General features: G+C 64.0%; 13 protein-coding genes. 3 read left to right on the forward strand and 10 right to left on the reverse strand.

Going from position 1 to position 19,630, the window contains the following annotated elements:
- Nucleotides 1-19 precede the first annotated feature (19 nt).
- Genes FHJ30_RS13130 through glf form a run of 4 tightly spaced genes read right to left on the reverse strand, consistent with a single transcriptional unit; the run spans nucleotide 20 to nucleotide 4,832 of the window.
- Nucleotides 20-745 (reverse strand): ABC transporter ATP-binding protein, encoded by a 726-nt coding sequence (locus FHJ30_RS13130; protein ID WP_139029707.1) that lies wholly within the window; start codon nucleotides 743-745, stop codon nucleotides 20-22.
- Nucleotides 746-1,627, reverse strand: coding sequence for an ABC transporter permease (locus tag FHJ30_RS13135; RefSeq protein WP_139029708.1), 882 nt, complete (start codon nucleotides 1,625-1,627; stop codon nucleotides 746-748).
- Nucleotides 1,624-3,648 (reverse strand): glycosyltransferase, encoded by a 2,025-nt coding sequence (locus FHJ30_RS13140; RefSeq protein ID WP_139029709.1) that lies wholly within the window; start codon nucleotides 3,646-3,648, stop codon nucleotides 1,624-1,626. The genes FHJ30_RS13135 and FHJ30_RS13140 overlap by 4 nt, the downstream gene beginning before the upstream one ends.
- Entirely contained in the window at nucleotides 3,645-4,832 is a 1,188-nt protein-coding gene (glf, locus tag FHJ30_RS13145) for a UDP-galactopyranose mutase (protein WP_139029710.1), read from the reverse strand. Before glf ends, FHJ30_RS13140 begins: the two co-directional genes overlap by 4 nt.
- Before the next feature lie 188 nt (nucleotides 4,833-5,020).
- Here glf and FHJ30_RS13150 point away from each other — a divergent pair, with 188 nt between their 5' ends.
- Complete coding sequence (locus FHJ30_RS13150) at nucleotides 5,021-9,106, forward strand: FtsK/SpoIIIE domain-containing protein (protein ID WP_139029711.1); 4,086 nt, start codon at nucleotides 5,021-5,023, stop codon at nucleotides 9,104-9,106.
- A 26-nt stretch (nucleotides 9,107-9,132) separates the two neighbouring features.
- On the opposite strand, the gene FHJ30_RS13155 is transcribed toward FHJ30_RS13150, so the two are convergent.
- Nucleotides 9,133-9,513, reverse strand: coding sequence for a hypothetical protein (locus FHJ30_RS13155; RefSeq protein ID WP_171059038.1), 381 nt, complete (start codon nucleotides 9,511-9,513; stop codon nucleotides 9,133-9,135).
- Between the two features lie 338 nt (nucleotides 9,514-9,851).
- Here FHJ30_RS13155 and FHJ30_RS13160 point away from each other — a divergent pair, with 338 nt between their 5' ends.
- Nucleotides 9,852-10,100, forward strand: a complete 249-nt coding sequence (locus FHJ30_RS13160) for a WhiB family transcriptional regulator (protein ID WP_015937605.1) — start codon at nucleotides 9,852-9,854, stop codon at nucleotides 10,098-10,100.
- Between the two features lie 141 nt (nucleotides 10,101-10,241).
- Here the strand turns inward: FHJ30_RS13160 and FHJ30_RS13165 are convergent, their stop codons facing one another.
- The 4 genes from FHJ30_RS13165 to FHJ30_RS13180 are packed head-to-tail and all read right to left on the reverse strand — an operon-like array spanning nucleotide 10,242 to nucleotide 18,597.
- Entirely contained in the window at nucleotides 10,242-11,708 is a 1,467-nt protein-coding gene (locus FHJ30_RS13165) for a sensor histidine kinase (RefSeq protein ID WP_139029713.1), read from the reverse strand.
- A gap of 29 nt (nucleotides 11,709-11,737) precedes the next feature.
- Entirely contained in the window at nucleotides 11,738-16,591 is a 4,854-nt protein-coding gene (locus tag FHJ30_RS13170; protein ID WP_139029714.1) for an NAD-glutamate dehydrogenase, read from the reverse strand.
- A 57-nt stretch (nucleotides 16,592-16,648) separates the two neighbouring features.
- Nucleotides 16,649-17,956, reverse strand: a complete 1,308-nt coding sequence (locus FHJ30_RS13175) for a P-loop NTPase (protein ID WP_139029715.1) — start codon at nucleotides 17,954-17,956, stop codon at nucleotides 16,649-16,651.
- Nucleotides 17,953-18,597, reverse strand: a complete 645-nt coding sequence (locus FHJ30_RS13180; RefSeq protein WP_139029716.1) for a hypothetical protein — start codon at nucleotides 18,595-18,597, stop codon at nucleotides 17,953-17,955. Before FHJ30_RS13180 ends, FHJ30_RS13175 begins: the two co-directional genes overlap by 4 nt.
- Before the next feature lie 154 nt (nucleotides 18,598-18,751).
- Here FHJ30_RS13180 and FHJ30_RS13185 point away from each other — a divergent pair, with 154 nt between their 5' ends.
- Complete coding sequence (locus FHJ30_RS13185; protein WP_015937610.1) at nucleotides 18,752-18,967, forward strand: helix-turn-helix domain-containing protein; 216 nt, start codon at nucleotides 18,752-18,754, stop codon at nucleotides 18,965-18,967.
- Nucleotides 18,968-19,028: 61 nt separating this feature from the next.
- Here the strand turns inward: FHJ30_RS13185 and FHJ30_RS13190 are convergent, their stop codons facing one another.
- On the reverse strand, nucleotides 19,029-19,598 hold the full coding sequence (locus FHJ30_RS13190; protein ID WP_139029717.1) for a hypothetical protein: 570 nt from the start codon (nucleotides 19,596-19,598) through the stop codon (nucleotides 19,029-19,031).
- Nucleotides 19,599-19,630 lie beyond the last annotated feature (32 nt).

A 19,630-nucleotide genomic window follows, 5' to 3' on the forward strand; every position in this document is an offset into this window, starting at 1 on the left:
TAACTCCCCGTAACACTCCTCATGCGCGCAGGAGGGCCACAGCTGCCTCGATAGGTCCGTCAAACTTCACATTGCCGTGCTCCAGTAAGATTCCGCGATCACAGATACGGGATACAAGGTCAAGGTCATGACTCACCACAACAAGAGTCTTTCCCTCTCGTGCCAGCTCCTGAATCTTTTCGATGCACTTTCGCTGAAACGGCTCATCTCCAACTGCCAGGATCTCGTCGATCAGGAACACTTCAGGATCGGTGTGAACGGCAACAGAGAAAGCCAGCCGTAGGTACATGCCAGAGGAATAGAACTTAACCTCTGTATCGATGAATTGCCCGATTTCGGAGAACTCGACGATGTCATCGAACCGCTCCTTTACCTGCTGTTCCGTCATTCCCAGAATGGCGCCATTAAGGTACACATTATCCCGCCCGGAGAGGTCGGGATGGAAGCCTGCACCCACTTCGATAAGGCCAGCGACCCGTCCCCTCGTCCTGACCGATCCGGTGTCCGGGAGCATAACCCCAGAAATGTGTTTCAGCAGGGTTGATTTCCCTGACCCGTTCAGGCCCAGGAGTGCCACGGTTTCCCCAGTCTTAACCTCTACAGTGACGTCCTTAAGGGCGTGGAATTTTTCGGACAAATCGCCCTTGCGGCCTTTCGCGAGCCACACAACCGCTTCCTTAATGGATCTGGTATGACGCAGCACGAACTGCTTGCTAATGTTGGAAACTTCTATTGCGTTGACCACTTACAGCTCCTGAGCGAAGCGGCCCTCAAGCCGCCGAAAAGTGTATTGCCCCAGAACAAGGACCACCAGCGCTACGGCCACACCCACCGGCAACCAGAGGCTGAAAAGGTGCGGCGGCATGGCTGCGGTTCCATCCGTCGTGGGGAACCAGAAAGCGTAATGGAACAATTCCACACCTATGGTGATCGGGTTTGCCTGGTAGATGGCATACCCCGTCGCACCCAACTTCTCTTCGACCATGGTCCATGCATACATGACTGGTGACGCCCAGGTGGCGACCATCAGCAGCATATCCACCAGGTTCTCTGAATCCCGGAAGTACACATTGGCGGCCCCGAACAATAGACCCAACCCTGTGGCTAGCAGTCCAACGATGAGGAAGCCTGCGACAGCAGCAAGCAGCTGTATCACATTGGGCCGCCACCCGGCGAAAAGACAACCGGCAACAAGAACTACCAGCTGCGGAAAGAAGTGAACCGCCGACACCCATACCGAAGCAACCGGAAACAGCTCGCGCGGCAGGTATATCTTCTTGATCAGGTTCCCGTTGTTGACGATCGATCTGGCTGCATTTCCCAAAGCTTCAGAAAAGAAGTTGATGAGGACAATGCCCGAGAACAGATAGACAGCATAGTTCGCCAGCCCCTCAGGATTCCTGGGACTGCGTTCCAGCCCGAGGAAGACGCCCAGGGCGACATAGAAAACGATGAACTGCACGCCGGGCTTCACGTAGGACCACAGCAGCCCCAAGACAGAACCGCGGTAGCGTACTTTCAGTTCTTTCCGTACCAGTAACTTCAGCAGGAAACTCGACTGGCGGATGTCACGCAGTCCGCCACCAAGTCCCGGGGTCGTCAGTTCACTCGGTGAAATTGCACTCACTTGATCTCGTTCTGGGTGTGCTCTTCGAACGTATTCCTCCAGGACTCGATGGAAGTGAGGTCGTGCAGGGCAGCCTTGTACTTCTTGCTGAGCGAGGGCCACTCCTTCAGGAGGGCAGCGTGGACCCGGGCGCTGTCGGCGAGCATTTTCCGGAGCTGCTTTGGATCGCGCCGGTACCAGGAGGCGCCTGTTCCTTCGGCGTTTGAGACCACGGCGCTATCATACTGGGCCATGCGCCACCAGCGGTTGTCCTGGTGGGCGACCGTGGTTTGGGGCCGTTCGGCGGTGGCGCCTTTAACAGGACTGGCCAACTGGCGGACAACGGTCTTTGCGGCCCATGGCAACAGGGTGATTCTTGAGGGCTGTGACGGGCCATGACCTCGGCGGGGCGGCTTGTCCATCTTGGGCGAAGGAAAGTCCTCCGGATCGGGCCGGAAAACAGAGTCCGAGTGTCCCGACATCATCTCGCGGATCAAAGGTAGCTTTGTGGCAAGCAAGTCCGGCAAAGCCGACGGGCCCTTAAGCACGTCTTCCAGTGCCCATTGACGTCCCTCTGCTGTTGCATACTGCATGGAAACCAGATGCTTAACATCGGCGTACTGGGATTCCTTAATCACGCGGCCACCGAACTCGTACGGGCTGTGCAGGAGAGCCGCCACCACCCTGTTCCGGGCGTGGAAGTATGCCTGCCAGCCGACGAGGTCATCCTTGTCGATCCATGAAACATGCCATACGGCGGAACCGGGCAACGACACTGTGGGATAACCGTGTGCCTTGGCGCGCAGGCCGTATTCAGAGTCGTCCCACTTGATGAACAGAGGCAGCGAAAGTCCGATGTCCCGGATCACCTGGGTGGGAATGAGGCACATCCACCAGCCGTTGTAGTCAACGTCGCACCGGCGGTGCAGCCACGAAGTCTGGCGCAGATTTGACGACATGAAGTCGTGACCTAGGATCATTTCGTCACTGGGCAGCGAAGGCTGGAACCGGTAGGGGTTCACGATCTCACCGAATGTGTGCAGGACAGTTCTGTTGTACAGGTCAAACATGTGGCCCCCGACGAGCGTGGGGGTCTTGCACCGGTCAGCGAAGGTCAAAAGCCGAATGATGCTTTCAGGTTCGACCACGACGTCATCATCCATAAGCAGCACGTAGTCACTGCCGTTTTCCACGGCTTCGAACATGCCCCGGGCGAACCCGCCGGACCCGCCGAGGTTGGACTGGTTGATGATGCGAAGTTTCCCGTTCAACGACTTCATAACGTCGTGGAAGCCTTCTGCTTCGGAAAGCTTCTGCGTTCCTTGGTCGACGATGAGGATCTCTTGAACGTGCTCAAGTGCCTCCTCGCTCTCGGCAAGGAGTCGGAGGTTGTTGAGGCAGAAGTCAGTCTTGTTCAGCGTGGTGATCTGAAGGGTGACAGATCCGGGCTTGCTCTCCGTGGCTGGCCCCTGCCACTCAGCGTCAAGCATGATGAGCGGCTCCGTGCCGGCAAGCAGGTCAAACCAGTACCAGCCGCCGTCGCCGAAGGGCGCGAGGGAGAGCTCAAAGTAGTTATCGGCGATCCCCTCAACCCGCCGGGTGTCCACACGCTGCAGGGAGCCCCTGGCGTTGGATTTGTACACGATGACTGAACCCGTGCCCTGTGTCCGGACTTGCAGGCGGATTTTGTCCACTGTAGTCCAGCGCCGCCAATAACTGGCTGGAAATGCGTTGAAGTAGCTGCCGAAAGAGACCCGCTCGCCTGAGCGGACAGACGTCGAGTGCCGGGAAAGGAAGTCTTCGACGTGGGCTTCCTTCGCCGGGCTGCTGAATGCCCTGGCCGTTACGGCCTTTCCCTCCCGGTCACCCACGGTGGGCAGCTGGATGCCGGTCGCAGTGCCCATATCCATGTACAGGGGTACGGTGTCCATCTGGCTGGCGCTCGGAAGAATCACCCGCTGCAGTGTCTGCCAGTCGCTGCCGGCGTCATCCGATGATGCCGTCGGAGTGTTCTTCTTCGGGCTTTGGGTTGAGATGCTCATGCGTCCACGCCTCCGCTTTCCAGCTTTACGCCGCTTTCGAAATGCGGCCGGATCTTGTTGTCGAACATGCTCAGCGCAGAACCGATGGCCATGTGCATGTCCAGGTACTTGTACGTGCCGAGGCGCCCGCCGAACAGTACGTCCTTCTCGGCCGCTGCCAAGTCACGGTACTTCAGGAGCCGTTCCCGGTCCGCCGACGTGTTGACCGGGTAGTACGGCTCATCGCCCTTCTCGGCGAAACGTGAGAACTCGCGCATGATAACGGTCTTTTCCGTCTGGTAGTCACGCTCCGGGTGGAAGTGGCGCGGTTCGATGACACGGGTGTAGGGGACGTCGTCGTCGTTATAGTTCACAACGGACGTGCCCTGGAAGTCCTCCATGTCCAGCACTTCTTCCTCGAAGTCGATGGTGCGCCAGGACAGATCACCTTCGGCGAAGTCGAAGTAGCGGTCCACCGGGCCGGTGTAAATCACCGGGATGTTGCCAACGACCTTATCCTTGCTGTACTCATGCGACTCGTCGAAGAAGTCAGTGTTCAGCCGTACCTCGATATTCGGGTGTTCTGCCATCTTTTCAATCCACGCGGTGTAGCCGTTGGTGGGCAGACCCTCGTACTTGTCGTTGAAGTACCGGTTGTCGTAGTTGTACCGCACAGGGAGTCGCGAAATGATGCCGGCGGGCAGGTCCTTGGGATCCGTCTGCCACTGCTTGCCGGTGTAATGCTTGATGAACGCTTCGTACAGCGGCCGGCCGATCAGCTGGATGCCCTTGTCATTGAGGTTCTGCGGATCAGTCCCGGCAAGCTCACCGGCTTGCTCCTGGATGAGTTCCCTCGCTTGGCCGGGCGTCAGGTTGGCGCGGAAGAACTGGTTTATAGTCGCCAAGTTGATGGGGAGTGAGTAGACCTCGCCCTTGTGCACGCCATAGACCTTGTGGACATAGTTCGTGAAGGTCGTGAACCGGTTGACGTACTCCCACACCCGCTCGTTGGATGTGTGGAAGAGGTGGGCACCGTAGCGGTGCACCTCGATGCCGGTCTGCTCTTCTTTTTCGCTGTAGGCATTGCCGCCGATGTGGTGGCGGCGGTCGATGACGACGACCTTCAAGCCGAGCTCGGTGGCGGCCTGTTCTGCGATTGTCAGGCCAAAAAAGCCGGACCCTACGATGACGAGGTCAGCGGTCACAAAATCTCCTGGATTGAATGCGGGCAGCGCAATTGTGCGCATTGTCTGCTGCTCTAGCCTACCTGAGGGACTGTGGCGCCCGTCGAATCGGCCGATCCCATCCAGTTGTCCACATAGGAGATTAAGCAGGGGTTCCTGAGGGTGACGCCTGGCTAGGTTGGGTTCCAAAGGCACCGAAGGATCCACCCATGACTCTCCACTTCACCCTTGTCCGCAGCCCCGACGCGCCCCGGCCCGGGCCACCGGTGGAACTTTCCACTACGGCACCTCCCGGCACTTCGGGCGCAAAGATCCACGCCTGTCTGGTGGAGAAATTCGGGACTGGTGCCGTCTTCATCGGCCAAAATGACCTGAGTTCCCTGAGCCTCGGCACAGCGCCCCTGGTGAACGGCGCCGTCCTGGTCGACGGCGGGAGCCGGCTCGTCAGCCGGAAAAAGCTGCGGCGCCCGGCCCCCGATCCCGCTGCACCCATCGCCCTGGCCGTGCACACCGGCGCGGGAGCAGGCATCCTCGTCCCGCTGCGGCGCGGCACCTACACGATCGGCAGAAGCAATACCCGCATCGTGGTTCCGGATCCTGAGCTCTCCCGCGAGCATGCCCGCCTGGTGGTCACCGAGAAGGACATCATGCTCGTCGATCTGGACAGCGCCAATGGCACCTACGTCGACGGCGGCAGGGTCCGCCATGCGGTTGTCACCACTGACTCCGCCATCCGCTGCGGCAATACAACAATGTCCCTGGTCTTTTTGGACCTGCCGGACAGAGCACTGGCCGACGCCGGGACTTCAGTTAAAGAGCCCCTCACCATTGCGGGCCGCACGGAGTCCGGCAATCGCGGGATCCTGCTGCTCACGGCAGTTCTCCCCCTGGCCATCGGCATAGGGCTCGCGGTCCTCACAGGAATGTGGATGTTCCTTGCCTTCGCCGCCGTCTCGGCAGTATCCGCACTCATCCCCCTGGCGGCGGGTCGCCGACAGGGGCGCGAGTTTGCGCAAAAGATCCATTCAGCCGTGGAGGAGGACCGGAAGCGGCGGCAGCGGGCAGGCCCCTCCCTTCCGCATCTGGTGCTGGCAGCACGGCACGGCCAGCTCCCGACCTCCCCTCCCGAGGAGAATGGCCGGGTATGGCTTCGCCTTGGCCAGGCACACCAGGCGGCCAATCTGAAGGTCGATTCGGAGACCGCGCCCAGGGCCACTCCTTCAGCCGGAGACGTCCCCTTGTTGCTGGATCCGGGTCCCCCCAACACCACGTTCCGTGGACCTCCATCAGTGGCGGAGGGGATGATCAGGTCGCTTGTCATGCAGTTGGCCGGCTACCCCCGTGGCCGGAGGACCCGCATCATCATCTGTGGGCCGCCAGGAACTCTTCCGCTTCCCGCCCGCTACCTTCCCGCCATGACCCTCGCAGCTTCCCCGGAGGCCGGCCTGCGGGCGCTGGCGGATGGCCTTGGCTCCACGTATGTCCATGGCGTCCTCCTGCTCACCGGGGCATGGACAGTGGACGGCGGAGGACTATGCGACGAGGCGGCGCGGCTGGGGTGGCAAGTGTTCCAGTTTTGTGCGCCTGACTCGGCCCCAGGTGTCCCGGATGTGGAACTCGGCGAGCGGCAGTCATGCCTGCGCGGCCTGGGGAGCCAGATTGCCTTCGTCCCGGACCTGGCGCCCGAGGACGTGTTCAGCAACTTCTGCCGGCAGGTGGCGGCTTCATCGAGGCCGCTGGAGGAACACGAGCAGGGGCTTCCCGCTGCCTGCAGGCTGGGGGACGTGCTGCCGTTTTCTCCCGCGGACGTTGCCGCCCGTTGGAATGCGAGCGCCCGCGCTCATGATCTCGGCGTTGCCCTGGGGCTTGCAGCAACAGGGCCCCAGACCCTGGACCTTCAAGCTGACGGCCCCCATCTGCTGGTTGCGGGAACCACCGGCTCGGGCAAGTCTGAACTGCTGCGAACCCTGGTGGTGGCGCTGGCACTGAACCATCCTCCGGACCGGGTCAATTTCCTCTTTGTCGATTTCAAAGGCGGTTCGGGGCTTGGTCCGCTGGCAGGCCTGGTTCATTGCGTCGGAGTGCTGACGGACCTGGCCACCCACGAACTCGAACGGACGCTCGCTTCGCTCCGTGCGGAGATAAGGCTCCGGGAGGAAGCACTCGCTGCGGCCGCGGTTCCGGACCTCGACGCCTACCGTTCCACACGGGCATCCCGTATTCGTCCCCTCCCCCGGCTGGTCATCGTCATCGATGAGTTTCGGATGCTCGTGGACGATGCCCCGGAGGTGCTCCGGGAACTCATGCGGATCGCCGCCATAGGGCGTTCGCTCGGCCTTCACCTTGTCATGGCCACCCAGCGCCCCCAGGGAGCGCTGACCGCCGATATCCGCGCGAACGTCACGTCCAGCATTGCGCTTCGCGTCCAGTCCGACGCTGAATCCCACGACATCATCAGGACCGCGGCCGCAGCCGGAATCAGGCGGGATACCCCTGGACGCGCCTTTATAGCCCGGGGAATGGAGGAGCCCCGGGAATTCCAGACGGCGTCAACGGGCGGAGCGTTCCATGCCACGGCGCTGGAGGATGTCGAGGTGCAGCTCACCATGGAGTATCTGGCGGATATTGGCGGATCCAACGGTGCCGGGGCCCGCCCACCGGACCCCACGCCGGCGGAGGCGGCGGCCCCTCTCGTCTCGATGGTCCGGGATCTTTGGGCCTCACAGGCAGGAGCAGCACCACGCCAGCCGGTGGCGCCTCCCCTGCCACAGAAGCTCACCCAACCCGACCGGACAAAGGCCCCCGGTGCTATGTCCAGCGAGGCAACAGTGAACGCGGGCACCAGCCAGTGGTCCATTGATCTTGGTTTGATGGACTTGCCCGCGCGGCAAGAGGTGAAGCGCCTGTCATGGGACCCCGCAAGGGACAGCCATCTCGCGTTGATCGGAGGTCCGGCGTCGGGCGCACCTGAAGCCCTTGAACTGGCCGCCGGTGAAGTGGCCAGCCATGCAACCGAATCACATTGCTACTTCCTGGACGCCGGCGGAACCTTCCTCCGCCTCGCAACGCATGACCGGACGGGAGCCCATGCCGGCCTGCACGAGCTGCGGCGTGGCGTCCGCATACTTGAACGGCTTGGCCAGGAACTGGCCAGCCGCCTGAGCCGGGCTGGCCGCGGCATTCCGCTCGTCCTTGTGATCTCCGGCTGGGGATCCTGGGTCTCGGCTTTTCGGGCAGGACCGCTGGCCTGGGCCGAAGACCTTGTCCAGGACCTGGTCCGCGATGGTGCAAGGGCCGGCATCACGGTCATGGTCTCCGGCGAGCGGGAACTCGTCACGGCCAGGTTCTGCGGGTCACTTCCGAACCGTATCTACTTCCCCACAGGCTCCAACGAGGACGGCCGCATCGCATGGCCCAAGATGCCACCCACGGCTGCGGTCAAGGGCAGGGGCGTGGCTTTCGGCCCGATCACGGGCGGTACAGCGGCAGTGTGCCAGCTCTACGAACCCGCCCCTCGAAGTTCGCGCAGCACCCCGCAGAACGGCGCCAGCCCGGCTGGCTTCATCATGGCAGGCACCCGGCCTTTCCGGGTTGAGCCGCTTCCGTCCCTGATATCGGTCCCGGAGGTCCGGGCCCTGGCTGACAGGATGGACGACGTCGGGGCGGGCGTTCCCGAAGCCGCGGCACAGCGTGCGGACGGCCGGGCCAGGGCGCCGCGCGGGAGCGCCGGCGAAGCCCGGTTCCCGGACCTGCTGCTGGGCGTCGCTGGCGATGAGGTGCAACCGTTCACCATAGGGTTTCCCGCCGGGGGCGTGTTCGCGGTCCTCGGAGGAGTCGGTTCAGGGAAAACGAACGTCCTGCGCACCCTGCGGGCGCTGAACCCCGCAGCGGGGCCATGGACCTGTCCGGAGAGCGGCATTGATCCGGAGGAATTCTGGAAGTCTTCGCTGGCCCGGGCCAAGGCGGGGGAACTATGCAGGGAAGCGGTGCTGTTGGCGGACGACGTTGACCTCTTGCCTGCCGGCGCTTTACGGGACCTGACAGAGCTGCACGCCCTGGGCCACCTTGTGGTCCTCACGGCAAATTACAGCCCCTTGCTGCTGCAGCGTGTTCCGATCATCATGGACTCCCGCGCCGCAGGAACAGGACTCCTGCTGTCCCCGCGGTCCACATCGGAGGGGGACCTGTTCGGGGTGCGCTTCGACGTCGAGCCGAATTCCCCGTCGGGCAGGGGCATCCTGATCTCCCGGGGGCGGTCGTCCCCGGTCCAGGTTGCCTGGGCGGGGCCGACATGAACGCACCACCACCGGCGGCAGAACGGCTAAAGCGCCGGGGGCCCCCCGCCGGTGCGCGAGGCGTAGCTGACCACCTTGCTGTGGAACAGAAGGACGATGGCAGTGATGGCCGGCACCAGCATTGCAATCCCGGCAAGCAGGAGCCCGCTGCTGAAGGTGGGAAATCCTATGGTCAGAACGAACAACTGCGCCACGAGGGCCGCAGCCCGGGTCCAGCGGTAGCCGCGGTTCAGGAAAACTGCCACCGCGTACAGCCAGGCGGAGAAGGCCAGCAGGAGCACAAGGGTGAACACCGCTCCCCAAAAGGACAGGACGGGGCTCCCCGCCACCAACTGATAGCCATACCAGGCTGCCGCGATCAGGAGGACAGTGGCCTCCGCGGCCACCACCAAGGCCACCACGAGCACGGCCCCGGGTCGGCTGCGCGGGCCTCCACCATCCTCGCCGTTCCGGTCCTGGCCGGCATCTTCAGGGGGTAGCGGCGGCTCTGCTGGGTTTACCGGGGGTCTTGACACACTGGCACCCTACCCGACATAGTCGGACAGTGGTGAGGGCCAGCAGCGCCGGTGTGATGTATCGCTCAGCTTTCCGGGGATATCAAGCGTTATTACCCCTTGTTTACACAGCGTTAACATGACAGGCTTGATTCAGATGACCAAGGGGGCCCTGCCGGGCCCTTTTCCTTTGTAGCTACTAGTGAATAATTTCACAAGGGCTCTTCCCAGAAATGGAGCAACTGATCAGCATGGATTGGCGTAACCGCGCAGCGTGCCTCGAAAAGGACCCCGAACTCTTCTTCCCCGTCGGGAACACGGGGCCGGCCCTCCTGCAGATCGAGGAAGCAAAAAGCGTCTGCCGCCGGTGCCCCGTTGTGGATACCTGCCTGCAGTGGGCCCTGGAGTCCGGTCAGGACGCCGGCGTCTGGGGCGGCATGAGCGAAGACGAGCGCCGGGCGTTGAAGCGCCGCGCCGCCCGCGCCCGCCGCGCTTCCTGATCCAGCCGGAAGCCTCCCAACACAAACAGCCCCGGCTGCAACCTCCCAAGGTTGCGGCCGGGGCTGTTTCAGTTACTAGTCCGGGGGTTATAGGACAAAACGGAGCGGACCGGCCCGCGCAAGGCCAGCCGGCCTCCCCGCCTACTTGCCTGCCAGGCTAAGCCGGATCTCGACGGCGGTGCCGCCACCCTCGCGCGGCTTCCACTGGATGGTCCCGCCCAGTTCGCTGGTCACCAGGGTCCGCACGATCTGAAGCCCAAGCCCCTCAACGTGGGGTGTATCGGGAAGCCCCACACCGTCGTCGGCAATGGTCACGGTGAGCTCCTCGCCGTCGTCCCCGTCGGACCGGTCAGCGATCAGCCAGACGGTTCCGGCCCTCCCCTCCAGTCCGTGCTCCACGGCGTTGGTTACCAGTTCGTTGATGACCAGGGCCAGCGGGGTGGCTAGGTCGCTGGGCAGCTCCCCAAACGTGCCGGAGCGTTCGGTCCTCACCTGCTGCGACGGCGAGGCGACCTCCGCGGAAAGCCGGAACTGCCGCCCGATCAGCTCATCGAAGTCCACGCTTTGGGTCAGGCCCTGGGACAGGGTCTCGTGGACCAGGGCGATGGTGGCCACCCTGCGCATGGCCTGCTCCAGGCCCTGCTTCGCTTCATCGCTGACCATGCGCCGGGACTGCATTCGCAGCAGCGCCGCGACGGTCTGCAGATTGTTCTTGACCCGGTGGTGGATCTCCCGGATGGTGGCGTCCTTGGTGACGAGCTCCATTTCACGCCGGCGCAGCTCGGACACGTCGCGGCACAGGACCAGCGCGCCAAAGCGCTGCTGCTCGTCACGCAGCGGAATCGCACGCAGGGACAGGCTGACGCCCCGCGACTCGATCTCACTGCGCCAGGGCATCCGGCCCGTGACCACCAGGGGCAGTGTCTCGTCCACCATGCGGCGGTCCTTCAGCAGGCTCGCGGTGACTTCCGCCAAGGACCGGCCCTCCAGGGACTCCCCGTCACCCAGACGCCTGAAGGCGGAGACGCCGTTGGGGCTGGCGTACTGCACAATGCCCTCTGCATCCAGCCGAATCAGGCCGTCCCCCACGCGCGGTGCGCCGCGCCGGGAACCCGTCGGCGAGGCGAAGTCCGGCCACAGCCCCAGCGTGCCCATCCGCAGCAGGTCATATGCGCACTGCCGGTATGTCAGCTCCAGCCGTGACGGCATCCGCGAGCTGGACAGGTCCATGTGCGTGGTGACCACGGCCAAGGTTCGCCCGTTGCGGACCATGGGGACCGCCTCCACCCGAAGCGCCATGTCGCTGCTCCAGTTGGTTTCGCTGGAGCGTTCGATGGAACGGCTGTTCCAGGCCTTGTCCACGAGGGGCTGCAGGTCGGACCGGATACCCTCCCCTACGAAGTCGCCATGGAAGACGGTGTGCGTGGTGGAGGGCCGGACGTGCGCCAACGCCACATACCCGTGGTCCGGGTGTGGGAACCACAGCGCAAGGTCGGCGAACGCCAGGTCCGCAACCATCTGCCAGTCCCCCACCAGGAGGTGCAGCCATTCAGCATCGCCCGGCCCAAAATCAGCGTGTTCCCTGATAGGGTCCGTAAAGATTGCCACTGCACCTCCATTTGCGACGCCGGACTTGGCTAGCGTCGAACGATTGACCTCAAGAGCCTCAATGCTACCGACAGTGACGCCATATCGTCGGCCTCGAGTGAATTGACCTCGTCGAACATGGTCTTCGCCCTGCTCAGCTGCTCGGCGTTCTGGGCCTCCCAGTCCTTCAGGCGGGCCTCCGGCGAGTCGCTGGCAGCGGTGGCGTCCAGCACCGCCATCGTTATGTCCGAGATGGTTGAGTACAGGTCGTCCCGCAGGGCCGCCCTGGCCAGCGCCTGCCACCTGTCCTGCCGGGGCAGGCTGCTGATCCGTTCCAGCAGCGAGTCGGCGTGGAACCGGTTAAAGACGGTGTAGTAGACGGCCGCGATCTCTTCCACGGGGTCCTTGCGGACATGCGCAATCTTGGCAATATCCAGCAGCACGAAGCTTTCGAAAAGCTCCGCCCAGCGGAGGGCCAGGCCTTCCGGCAGCTCCCATTCCCGCGCCGTCTCCAGCCAGCCCGCCACCCTTTCCCGGTCATCGCCCCGCAGGTAGTCCAGGAGGTGGGCGCGCATCGGCTCCATCACGGGCTTGAACTCAGACACAACATCGGCAATCGGCCGGGATACGGCCCCCTGCCCAAGGAGCCAGCGGACCGCTCGGTCAAGCAGCCGCCTGATGTCCAGGTGGACAGCGCTCCAGTGCTCGGTGGGGAAGGATGCCGGCAGGCTGTTCAGCTCCCCCACCATGACGTCCAGCTCGTAGATCTCCCGCAGGGCAACAAATGCCTTGGCCACTGCGGCCTCGCTGGCCGAGGTTTCTTCCATTACCCGGAACGCGAACGTGATGCCGCCGAGGTTGATCATGTCGTTGGCGACCACCGTGGCTATGATCTCGCGCCGCAGCGGGTGGGTGTCCAGCTCGGCGTCGAACCGCTCCCGCAGCTGGGCAGGGAAGTAGGAGCGCAGCGTCTGCCTGAACCAGGGGTCGTCCGCCATGTCGCTTTCCCGGAGGGCGGTTGCCAGCTCGATTTTGGCGTAGGCGGCCAGCACCGACAGTTCCGGTGACGTCAGCCCTTGCCCCTGCTGCAGGCGCTCCCGCAGCGTTTCGGTGGTGGGAAGTGCCTCAAGGTCCCGCTTCAGGTCCGCTTTCTTTTCGAGCCAGTCCATCAGCCGTTCGTAGCTCGGGCTCCATTCGGCAACCCTGGTCCGGTCATTGAGCAGCAGGATGTTCTGGTCGATGTTGTCTTCGAGAACCAGCCGGCCCACTTCGTCGGTCATCGCTGCCAGGAAGCCGGCGCGTTCTTCCGCCGACAGCTTTCCGGCAGCCACCATCCGGTCCACGAAGATCTTGATGTTGACTTCGTGGTCGGAGCAGTCCACGCCGGCGGAGTTGTCGATGGCGTCCGTGTTGAGGATGACGCCCTGCAGCGCCGCTTCAATGCGGCCGCGCTGGGTCATGCCGAGGTTTCCGCCTTCGCCCACCACCTTGACGCGCAGGTCCCGGCCGTCCACCCGGATGGCGTCGTTGGCCTTGTCCCCCACCATGGCATTGGTCTCGGTGCTCGCCTTGACGTAGGTCCCGATGCCCCCGTTGTAGAGCAGGTCCGCAGGGGCCAAGAGGATTGCACGGAGGAGTTCTGGCGGGCTGAGTTCCGTGGTCTCGGCCGGCAGTCCCAGGGCGGTCCGCACCTGGGGCGAAACCGGAATCGACTTCGCCTGCCGGGCAAACACTCCGCCGCCCTCGCTGATGAGTGCCTTGTTGTAGTCGTCCCACGAGGACCTCGGCAGCTGGAACAAACGCTGCCGCTCCACGAACGAGGCTTCCTCGTCCGGGTTGGGGTCGAGGAAGATGTGGCGGTGGTCGAAGGCAGCGAGGAGGCGGATGTGGCGGGACAGCAGCATCCCGTTGCCGAAGACGTCCCCTGACATGTCCCCCACGCCCACCACGGTGAACGGCTGCGTCTGGGTGTCCAGGTCGAGTTCGCTGAAGTGGCGTTTCACCGACTCCCACGCGCCCCGCGCGGTGATGCCCATTGCCTTGTGGTCGTACCCCACGGAGCCGCCGGACGCGAACGCGTCCCCAAGCCAGAAGCCGTACTCCGCCGCCAGGCCGTTGGCGATGTCGGAGAACGTCGCGGTGCCCTTGTCGGCAGCCACCACGAGGTAGGAATCGTCGTCGTCGTGCCTTACAACGTCCGACGGCGGCACAAGCCTTTCACGGTCACCCTCGGTGAGGAGGTTGTCGGTGATGTCCAGCAGGCCCCTGATGAAGGTCTTGTAGCTTTCGATCCCCTCCGCCATCCACGCGGCCCGGTCAACGGTGGGGTCCGGCAGCTGCTTGGCGAAGAATCCGCCTTTCGCTCCCGTAGGCACGATGACGGCGTTCTTCACAGTCTGCGCTTTCACGAGCCCAAGGATCTCGGTGCGGAAATCCTCACGGCGGTCGGACCAGCGCAGCCCGCCGCGCGCCACCTTGCCGAAGCGGAGATGGACGCCCTCAACGCGAGGGGCGTAGACCCAGATCTCGAACATCGGCCGCGGGAACGGCAGGCCTTCGATCCGTGCCGGATCGAGCTTGAAACTCAGGTGGGGCTTGTCCTGGTAGTAGTTGGTCCGAAGCGTCGCCTCGATCAGGTTGACGAAGGTGCGCAGGACCCTGTCGGCGTCGAGCGTTTCCACCTTTTCGATTGACGCGTCCAGGTCCTTGCGGGCGGATGCCTGCGCCTCGAGGCGCTCGGCATCACTGAGGGAAGGATCGAAGCGGGCGGCGAAAAGCGCAGTCAGCCCCCTGGTCACGCGCGGGTTGGCCAGCAGGGTGTCTGCCATGAAGCCGAAGGAGTTCGTGTTGCCCATCTGGCGCATGTACCGCGCATAGGCCCGGAGCACGGTGATCTTCCGCCATTGCAGCCCCTCCCGCAGGACCAGCCGGTCGAAGCTGTCCGACTCGGCTGCACCGGTCACGGCAGCGCCGAAGGACTCAGCCAGCAGCTGGCCGGTGGAGACCGGGTCCACCTTTGCCGGATACTTCAGGCCAAGGTCGTACAGGAAGAAATCGCGGCGGTCCGCAGTCTCGATTTCGAAGGGCCGCTCATCCAAAACCTCCAGTCCCAGGTTGTGGAAGTACGGCAGGATCTGGCTCAGGCTCTTGGGCTCCAGCATGTAGAGCTTGACCCGCGCGTCCTCTTCCAGCGTTGCCCCCGCGCCTTCCGGCAGGTAAACATGGACGCCGGGCCGCTCCTGGACAGTACCTTCAGCGCGCTCGGCGGCCGCGCCGTACTTCTCGAACCGCGCAATGTCCTCGAGTGCATCTTCGACCTCGTAATCCACCCGGTAGCTCGCGGGAAACGCCTCCGACCAGATGGCGGCCAGCTCCTTGGCCTCCGCAACGTCCCGGCCCTCGCGCAGGACCTCCGCGATCCCTTCGCTCCAGGAGCGGGCAGCACGCACAAGGCGCTTCTCCAGCTCCTCGGCGTTGACGTGGCTGACGTCTGCGTTCTTGGGCAGCCGAATGCGGAAGAAGAGGCGGGCCAGCGCCGACTCCGTCATCCGGGCTTCGTAGTCAATGGAGACGGCCTGGAACGTCTCCCGGAGTTCCTGCTCGATGCGGAGCCGCACGTTCGTGGTGTACCTGTCCCTGGGAAGGTAGACGACGGCAGACATGAACCGGCCGTAGATGTCCGGCCGGAGGAACAGCCGGGTGCGCCGCCGCTCCTGCAGTTTCTGGATCCCGAGGGCAGTGGCGGCAAGGTCCGGTACCTCGATCTGGAAGAGTTCATCCCTGGGGTACGTTTCCAGGATGCCCAACAGGTCCTTGCCGGAGTGTGAATCCGGCGGGAAGCCCGCGCTCCGGAGCACCGCGTCAACCTTTTCGCGCACAATCGGGATATTGCGGACGGAGCCGGTGTAGGCGCTGGTTGCCAGGAGGCCAATAAAGCGGCGCTCGCCGTTGACGTTCCCCGCGGTGTCAAAGCTCTTCACACCGATGTAGTCCAGGTAGGCCGAGCGGTGGACGGTGGAGCGGGAGTTAGCCTTCGTGATGACCAGGGCGCGTTTTTCCCGCGCTTTCTTCCGGCCGGTATCCGTCAGGTGCTGGATGTGGGGCGAGTCGGTTGAGGCCCGCAGAAGTCCGAGGCCGCTGTCTTCACGAAGTTCCAAGACATCTTCGCCGTCAACGTTGACCAGGTCGTATTCCCGGTAGCCCAGGAACGTAAAGTTCCCGTCATCGAGCCAGCGGAGGAGGTCCTGCGCCTGCCGAAGTTCGGCGATTTGCGAGGGGTTGGCTGTCTGGTCAAGGCTTTCCGCGATCTCGATGGCCTTCTGGCGCATCTTTGGCCAATCCTCGACGGCGGCGCGGACATCCTTGAGGACCCGTTCAATGCCTTCGAGGAGGGCTGCTTTCGCGTCTTCCGAGACACGGTTGATCTCGACGGCGATCCAGGACTCCATGTGGGAGGCGTTCTCGCCCTGGGCGATGAGGTGGGACAGGCTGGGCATGGCGGCGGTGTCTCCGCTGGAAATCCCGAGGTGCGCCGGGACCCTGTTGACCTTGGCGAGCTCGCCGCTCTCCCTGTTCCGGGTGGCGACGAAAAGGGGGTGGATGACCAACTTGATGGCGGCATGCTGCCGGACGAGCTCGGCGTTGACAGAGTCCACCAGGAAAGGCATGTCATCTGTGACGACGAAGACCACGCTGCTGTCTTCCTCGTCCATGATGGCGACCTTCGCCTGGCCGGGGCGCCGGACGGAGGCGACATCCCGGTGGTGGCCGGCCCGCGCCACCAGCACGTCCCGGGGGTACGTCCGCGCGTCCTCTTCGGCTAGGTGCTGGTAGTAATCCCCAATGAAGCCCTCATCGCCTTCAAGAGAAAGGGGCTGATCCTCCACGCTGGATCCAGACGACATCGACAAACGCCTCCATCACAAGATATTTGCTGCACCGTTGCAGCTCTTATGGCGAGCCTAGTCCTTCGCCCGGCGCCGTGCTGTGGAAGAAAAGACAGAGGATTTGCGATTTCGCTGGTCGGATGCACAAACCAAATCGCGGATGGCATGCCGGAGGGAAGATTCGGGGGCCACCTCGAGCAGCAGGGACCCTCCCAACAGCGCGGCATCCGCCGCGGCCATGTCGTATGGCAGGAATGCCCTGAGTTCCGACGCAGGACCAAACCTTTCCCAGGCTTCCCTCAACTGCCGCTCCGGTCCCCTGCCCACGGACGAAGCACGCACCCGGTTCATCACAACAATGGGTGACGCCTGGGGAACGGCTGCCTCAAGCTCAGCCAGGCCACGGACCAGCCTCGGAACGCCCACCGGGTCCGCAGCGCCCACGGCATAGAGCGTGTCAGCCAGTTCAAGGGACCGCAGTGTAGCTGCGTTCCGCCGCGGGGCAAGAGTGTCAAAACTGAGTTCCTCGTCCGCTTCAAGGCAGAATCCGGCATCCACCACTACAACCTCGGCAATCTGCCGCGAGCGTTCGAGGACCAGCGCAAGGGCGGATGCCCGGAGCTCGGTCCAGCGGTCCGCCCGGGTAATCCCGGTCAGCACCCTGAAGTTGCCCGCTTGGGTTGCCACTGGCGCCGCGATCTTCTCGAGGGCTTCCCGATCCAGCAGGCCTTGGTCCGCGAGCCTGCATGCCTGGGCCAGGCCCGCCGACTCATCGAGCAGGCCCAGGACGGCCGCTATGCTGGCGCCGTAACTGTCGGCGTCAACAAGGAGTACAGCTTTTCCTTCCGCCGCGAGCTCCCCAGCGATGTTGGCCGCCACGGTGGTCCGCCCGGGAGCTCCGGCCGGCCCCCAGACCGCAATGATCCTGCCAGGACCCGGCTCGTCCGGCCCAGCCGGCGGTTCCGCCTGGAGAGGCTTCAGCGCAGCACCGGGATCAGCCGGGCCGCTTCTCCGGGCGGCACCAGGCCCCGTTCCCGTAAGTTGGGCTACCGCCTCGGCAATCCTGTCGGAGAGGGCGGCGGACTCCACGCCGGTCAGCGCTGAAGCCACCCCTATTGACCGCAAGCGAGCGGCTTCGTCGGCGTTGTCAGTCAGGGCGATGATAGCCACGCCGACGGCCGAGAGCCTGTCCACAAGGGAGGACGTCAGGCCTTCGGACCCGTCCGCCACAACCGCAGCCCGGGCCAGGCCACTCTGGCACGCCGCCAGAAGCTCGGGAAGTTCCGCGCACCTCCTGACCACAGTGACCGGTCCGTGCAGGCGTTCGAGCCCGCCCACCAGGTCTTCCCGGCTCTGGCCAACGGTAACTACCGGGATACTCATTTGGCGCCGCCACCCGGGTTCCAGACCACGGAGATCTTCGCCTTGTTGGCCTGGGCTCCCAGAAGGGCCGGCATCTGGCCGTCCTCCACCAGCACCATCAGCACGATGGTTTTTGATGATCCCAGGGCTGTGGAACCGGAAGCTACTTCCGCGATCTCAGCACCTGGAAGGAGGAGTTTCGGTTCACTGAATCCGTTGCGGGCGTCCGGCTGCGCAACCCAGACGTCCACCCTCGCGCCGGCCACTGCCTGCGCCGGGAGGGTTTCCTCGATGGTGAGCGCTACCGGCTTCCGGTCGAGTTCGTCCACTGATCCAAGGCTGGCGCGCGGCACCAGCTGGTCCTTGCCGATGCGCTGGACCGCCACCACGCCGTCGGGGAGCCCTGATTCCGCCGTGATGTACTGCTGCTCCGTCTCGCCCAGGCGCACCTTTGCCCTGACCACGTTGTCCGGCGTCAGCCGCTCCCCCACTGCGATTCCGTCACGGGCCGCAAATACCTCGGTGGTGCGGTCCGCACTGCCAACGAGCAGGACAACACCCGCCACGGAAACCAGGACCAGGAGGAAACCCACCAGCAGCCGGGGGTCCTTCCATGATGGTCGCTTCAGTCTTACCGCCGCGGCAGGTGAATCAGGAACCATGAAAATTCTCCCCCTATGTGTACCGGCCCTGTTCGCCGTGTCCAAACACCCTCATTGTTGCCGCCAAGGCGCTGGAACGAAAGTCACGATGCCAAACAGCGCCAATCTGTGGATAACAGCAGCATGCTGTCCCATTCGATGGCAAAATGGAGGCATGCCCAGGTTCCTCACGCTCGCAGATGTTGCCGAGCAGCTTCAGATCAACTCCCCGGCCGCATACGCGCTCGTCCGCAGCGGAGAACTGAAGGCCATCCAGGTCGGCGGCAGGGGGCAGTGGCGGGTCGAAGAAAAGATGCTGGAGCAATACATCGAGGAGCGTTATGCCGAGGCCAGCCGCATGATCCAGGAAGCAAAGTCCAAGTCAGTCTGAGCCCGCTTGGCAAGAACGGCCTGAGCCCACTTGGCAAGACCGGCGCCAATAGCACGTGCCGCTAGAAGTCACCGGGCCGTCGGGACCTGATGGCCGCCAACCCGGCGAAGGGGATGACCGACACCTGGCTGACCTGGCTGCTGCGGCGCACCTCCCCCGGCGTAAACGTCGCCAGGTCCAGGTAATCCTTCCCCACCCTGTCGATGACGCCAGCCAGCCTCACTGCTCCCGCACCGTGACCCACTGTCACCGCCAGTTCCGCGCGGTCCCGCGCCAGGGCGCGCAGTGCATGCGCCAGCCCCAGCGACCTGCGCACCGGCGACGGTTCAGCCACTGAGAACCTCCCCAGGCCCACATACCGGACCACGGCGGAGTACGGGACCAGGACCTGGTGCTGCTCCTCATCCAGGACCAGGGCGTCCGCGGCGGCATGGCTCAGGACGCCGCGGACAACGTCGCCACAGGCGAGATGCACCACTAGCCGGCACCCCAAGGCGCCGCGCAGCCGGTCCGCCAGACCGGCGTCCACCATCTCGGCCCGGGTCCGTTCGTTGATTTCGGCGTCCAAGGAAAGACGCTCCGACTCTGCGAACTGGCCTTCCATGTCATCAAAGAGTGCATCCCAGCGCATTGCGCCAGCGTAGGACCGCGCGGGGTGCCCGG

The organism is Arthrobacter sp. BB-1, assembly GCF_006151685.1.
In the GTDB taxonomy this organism is placed as follows: domain Bacteria; phylum Actinomycetota; class Actinomycetes; order Actinomycetales; family Micrococcaceae; genus Arthrobacter.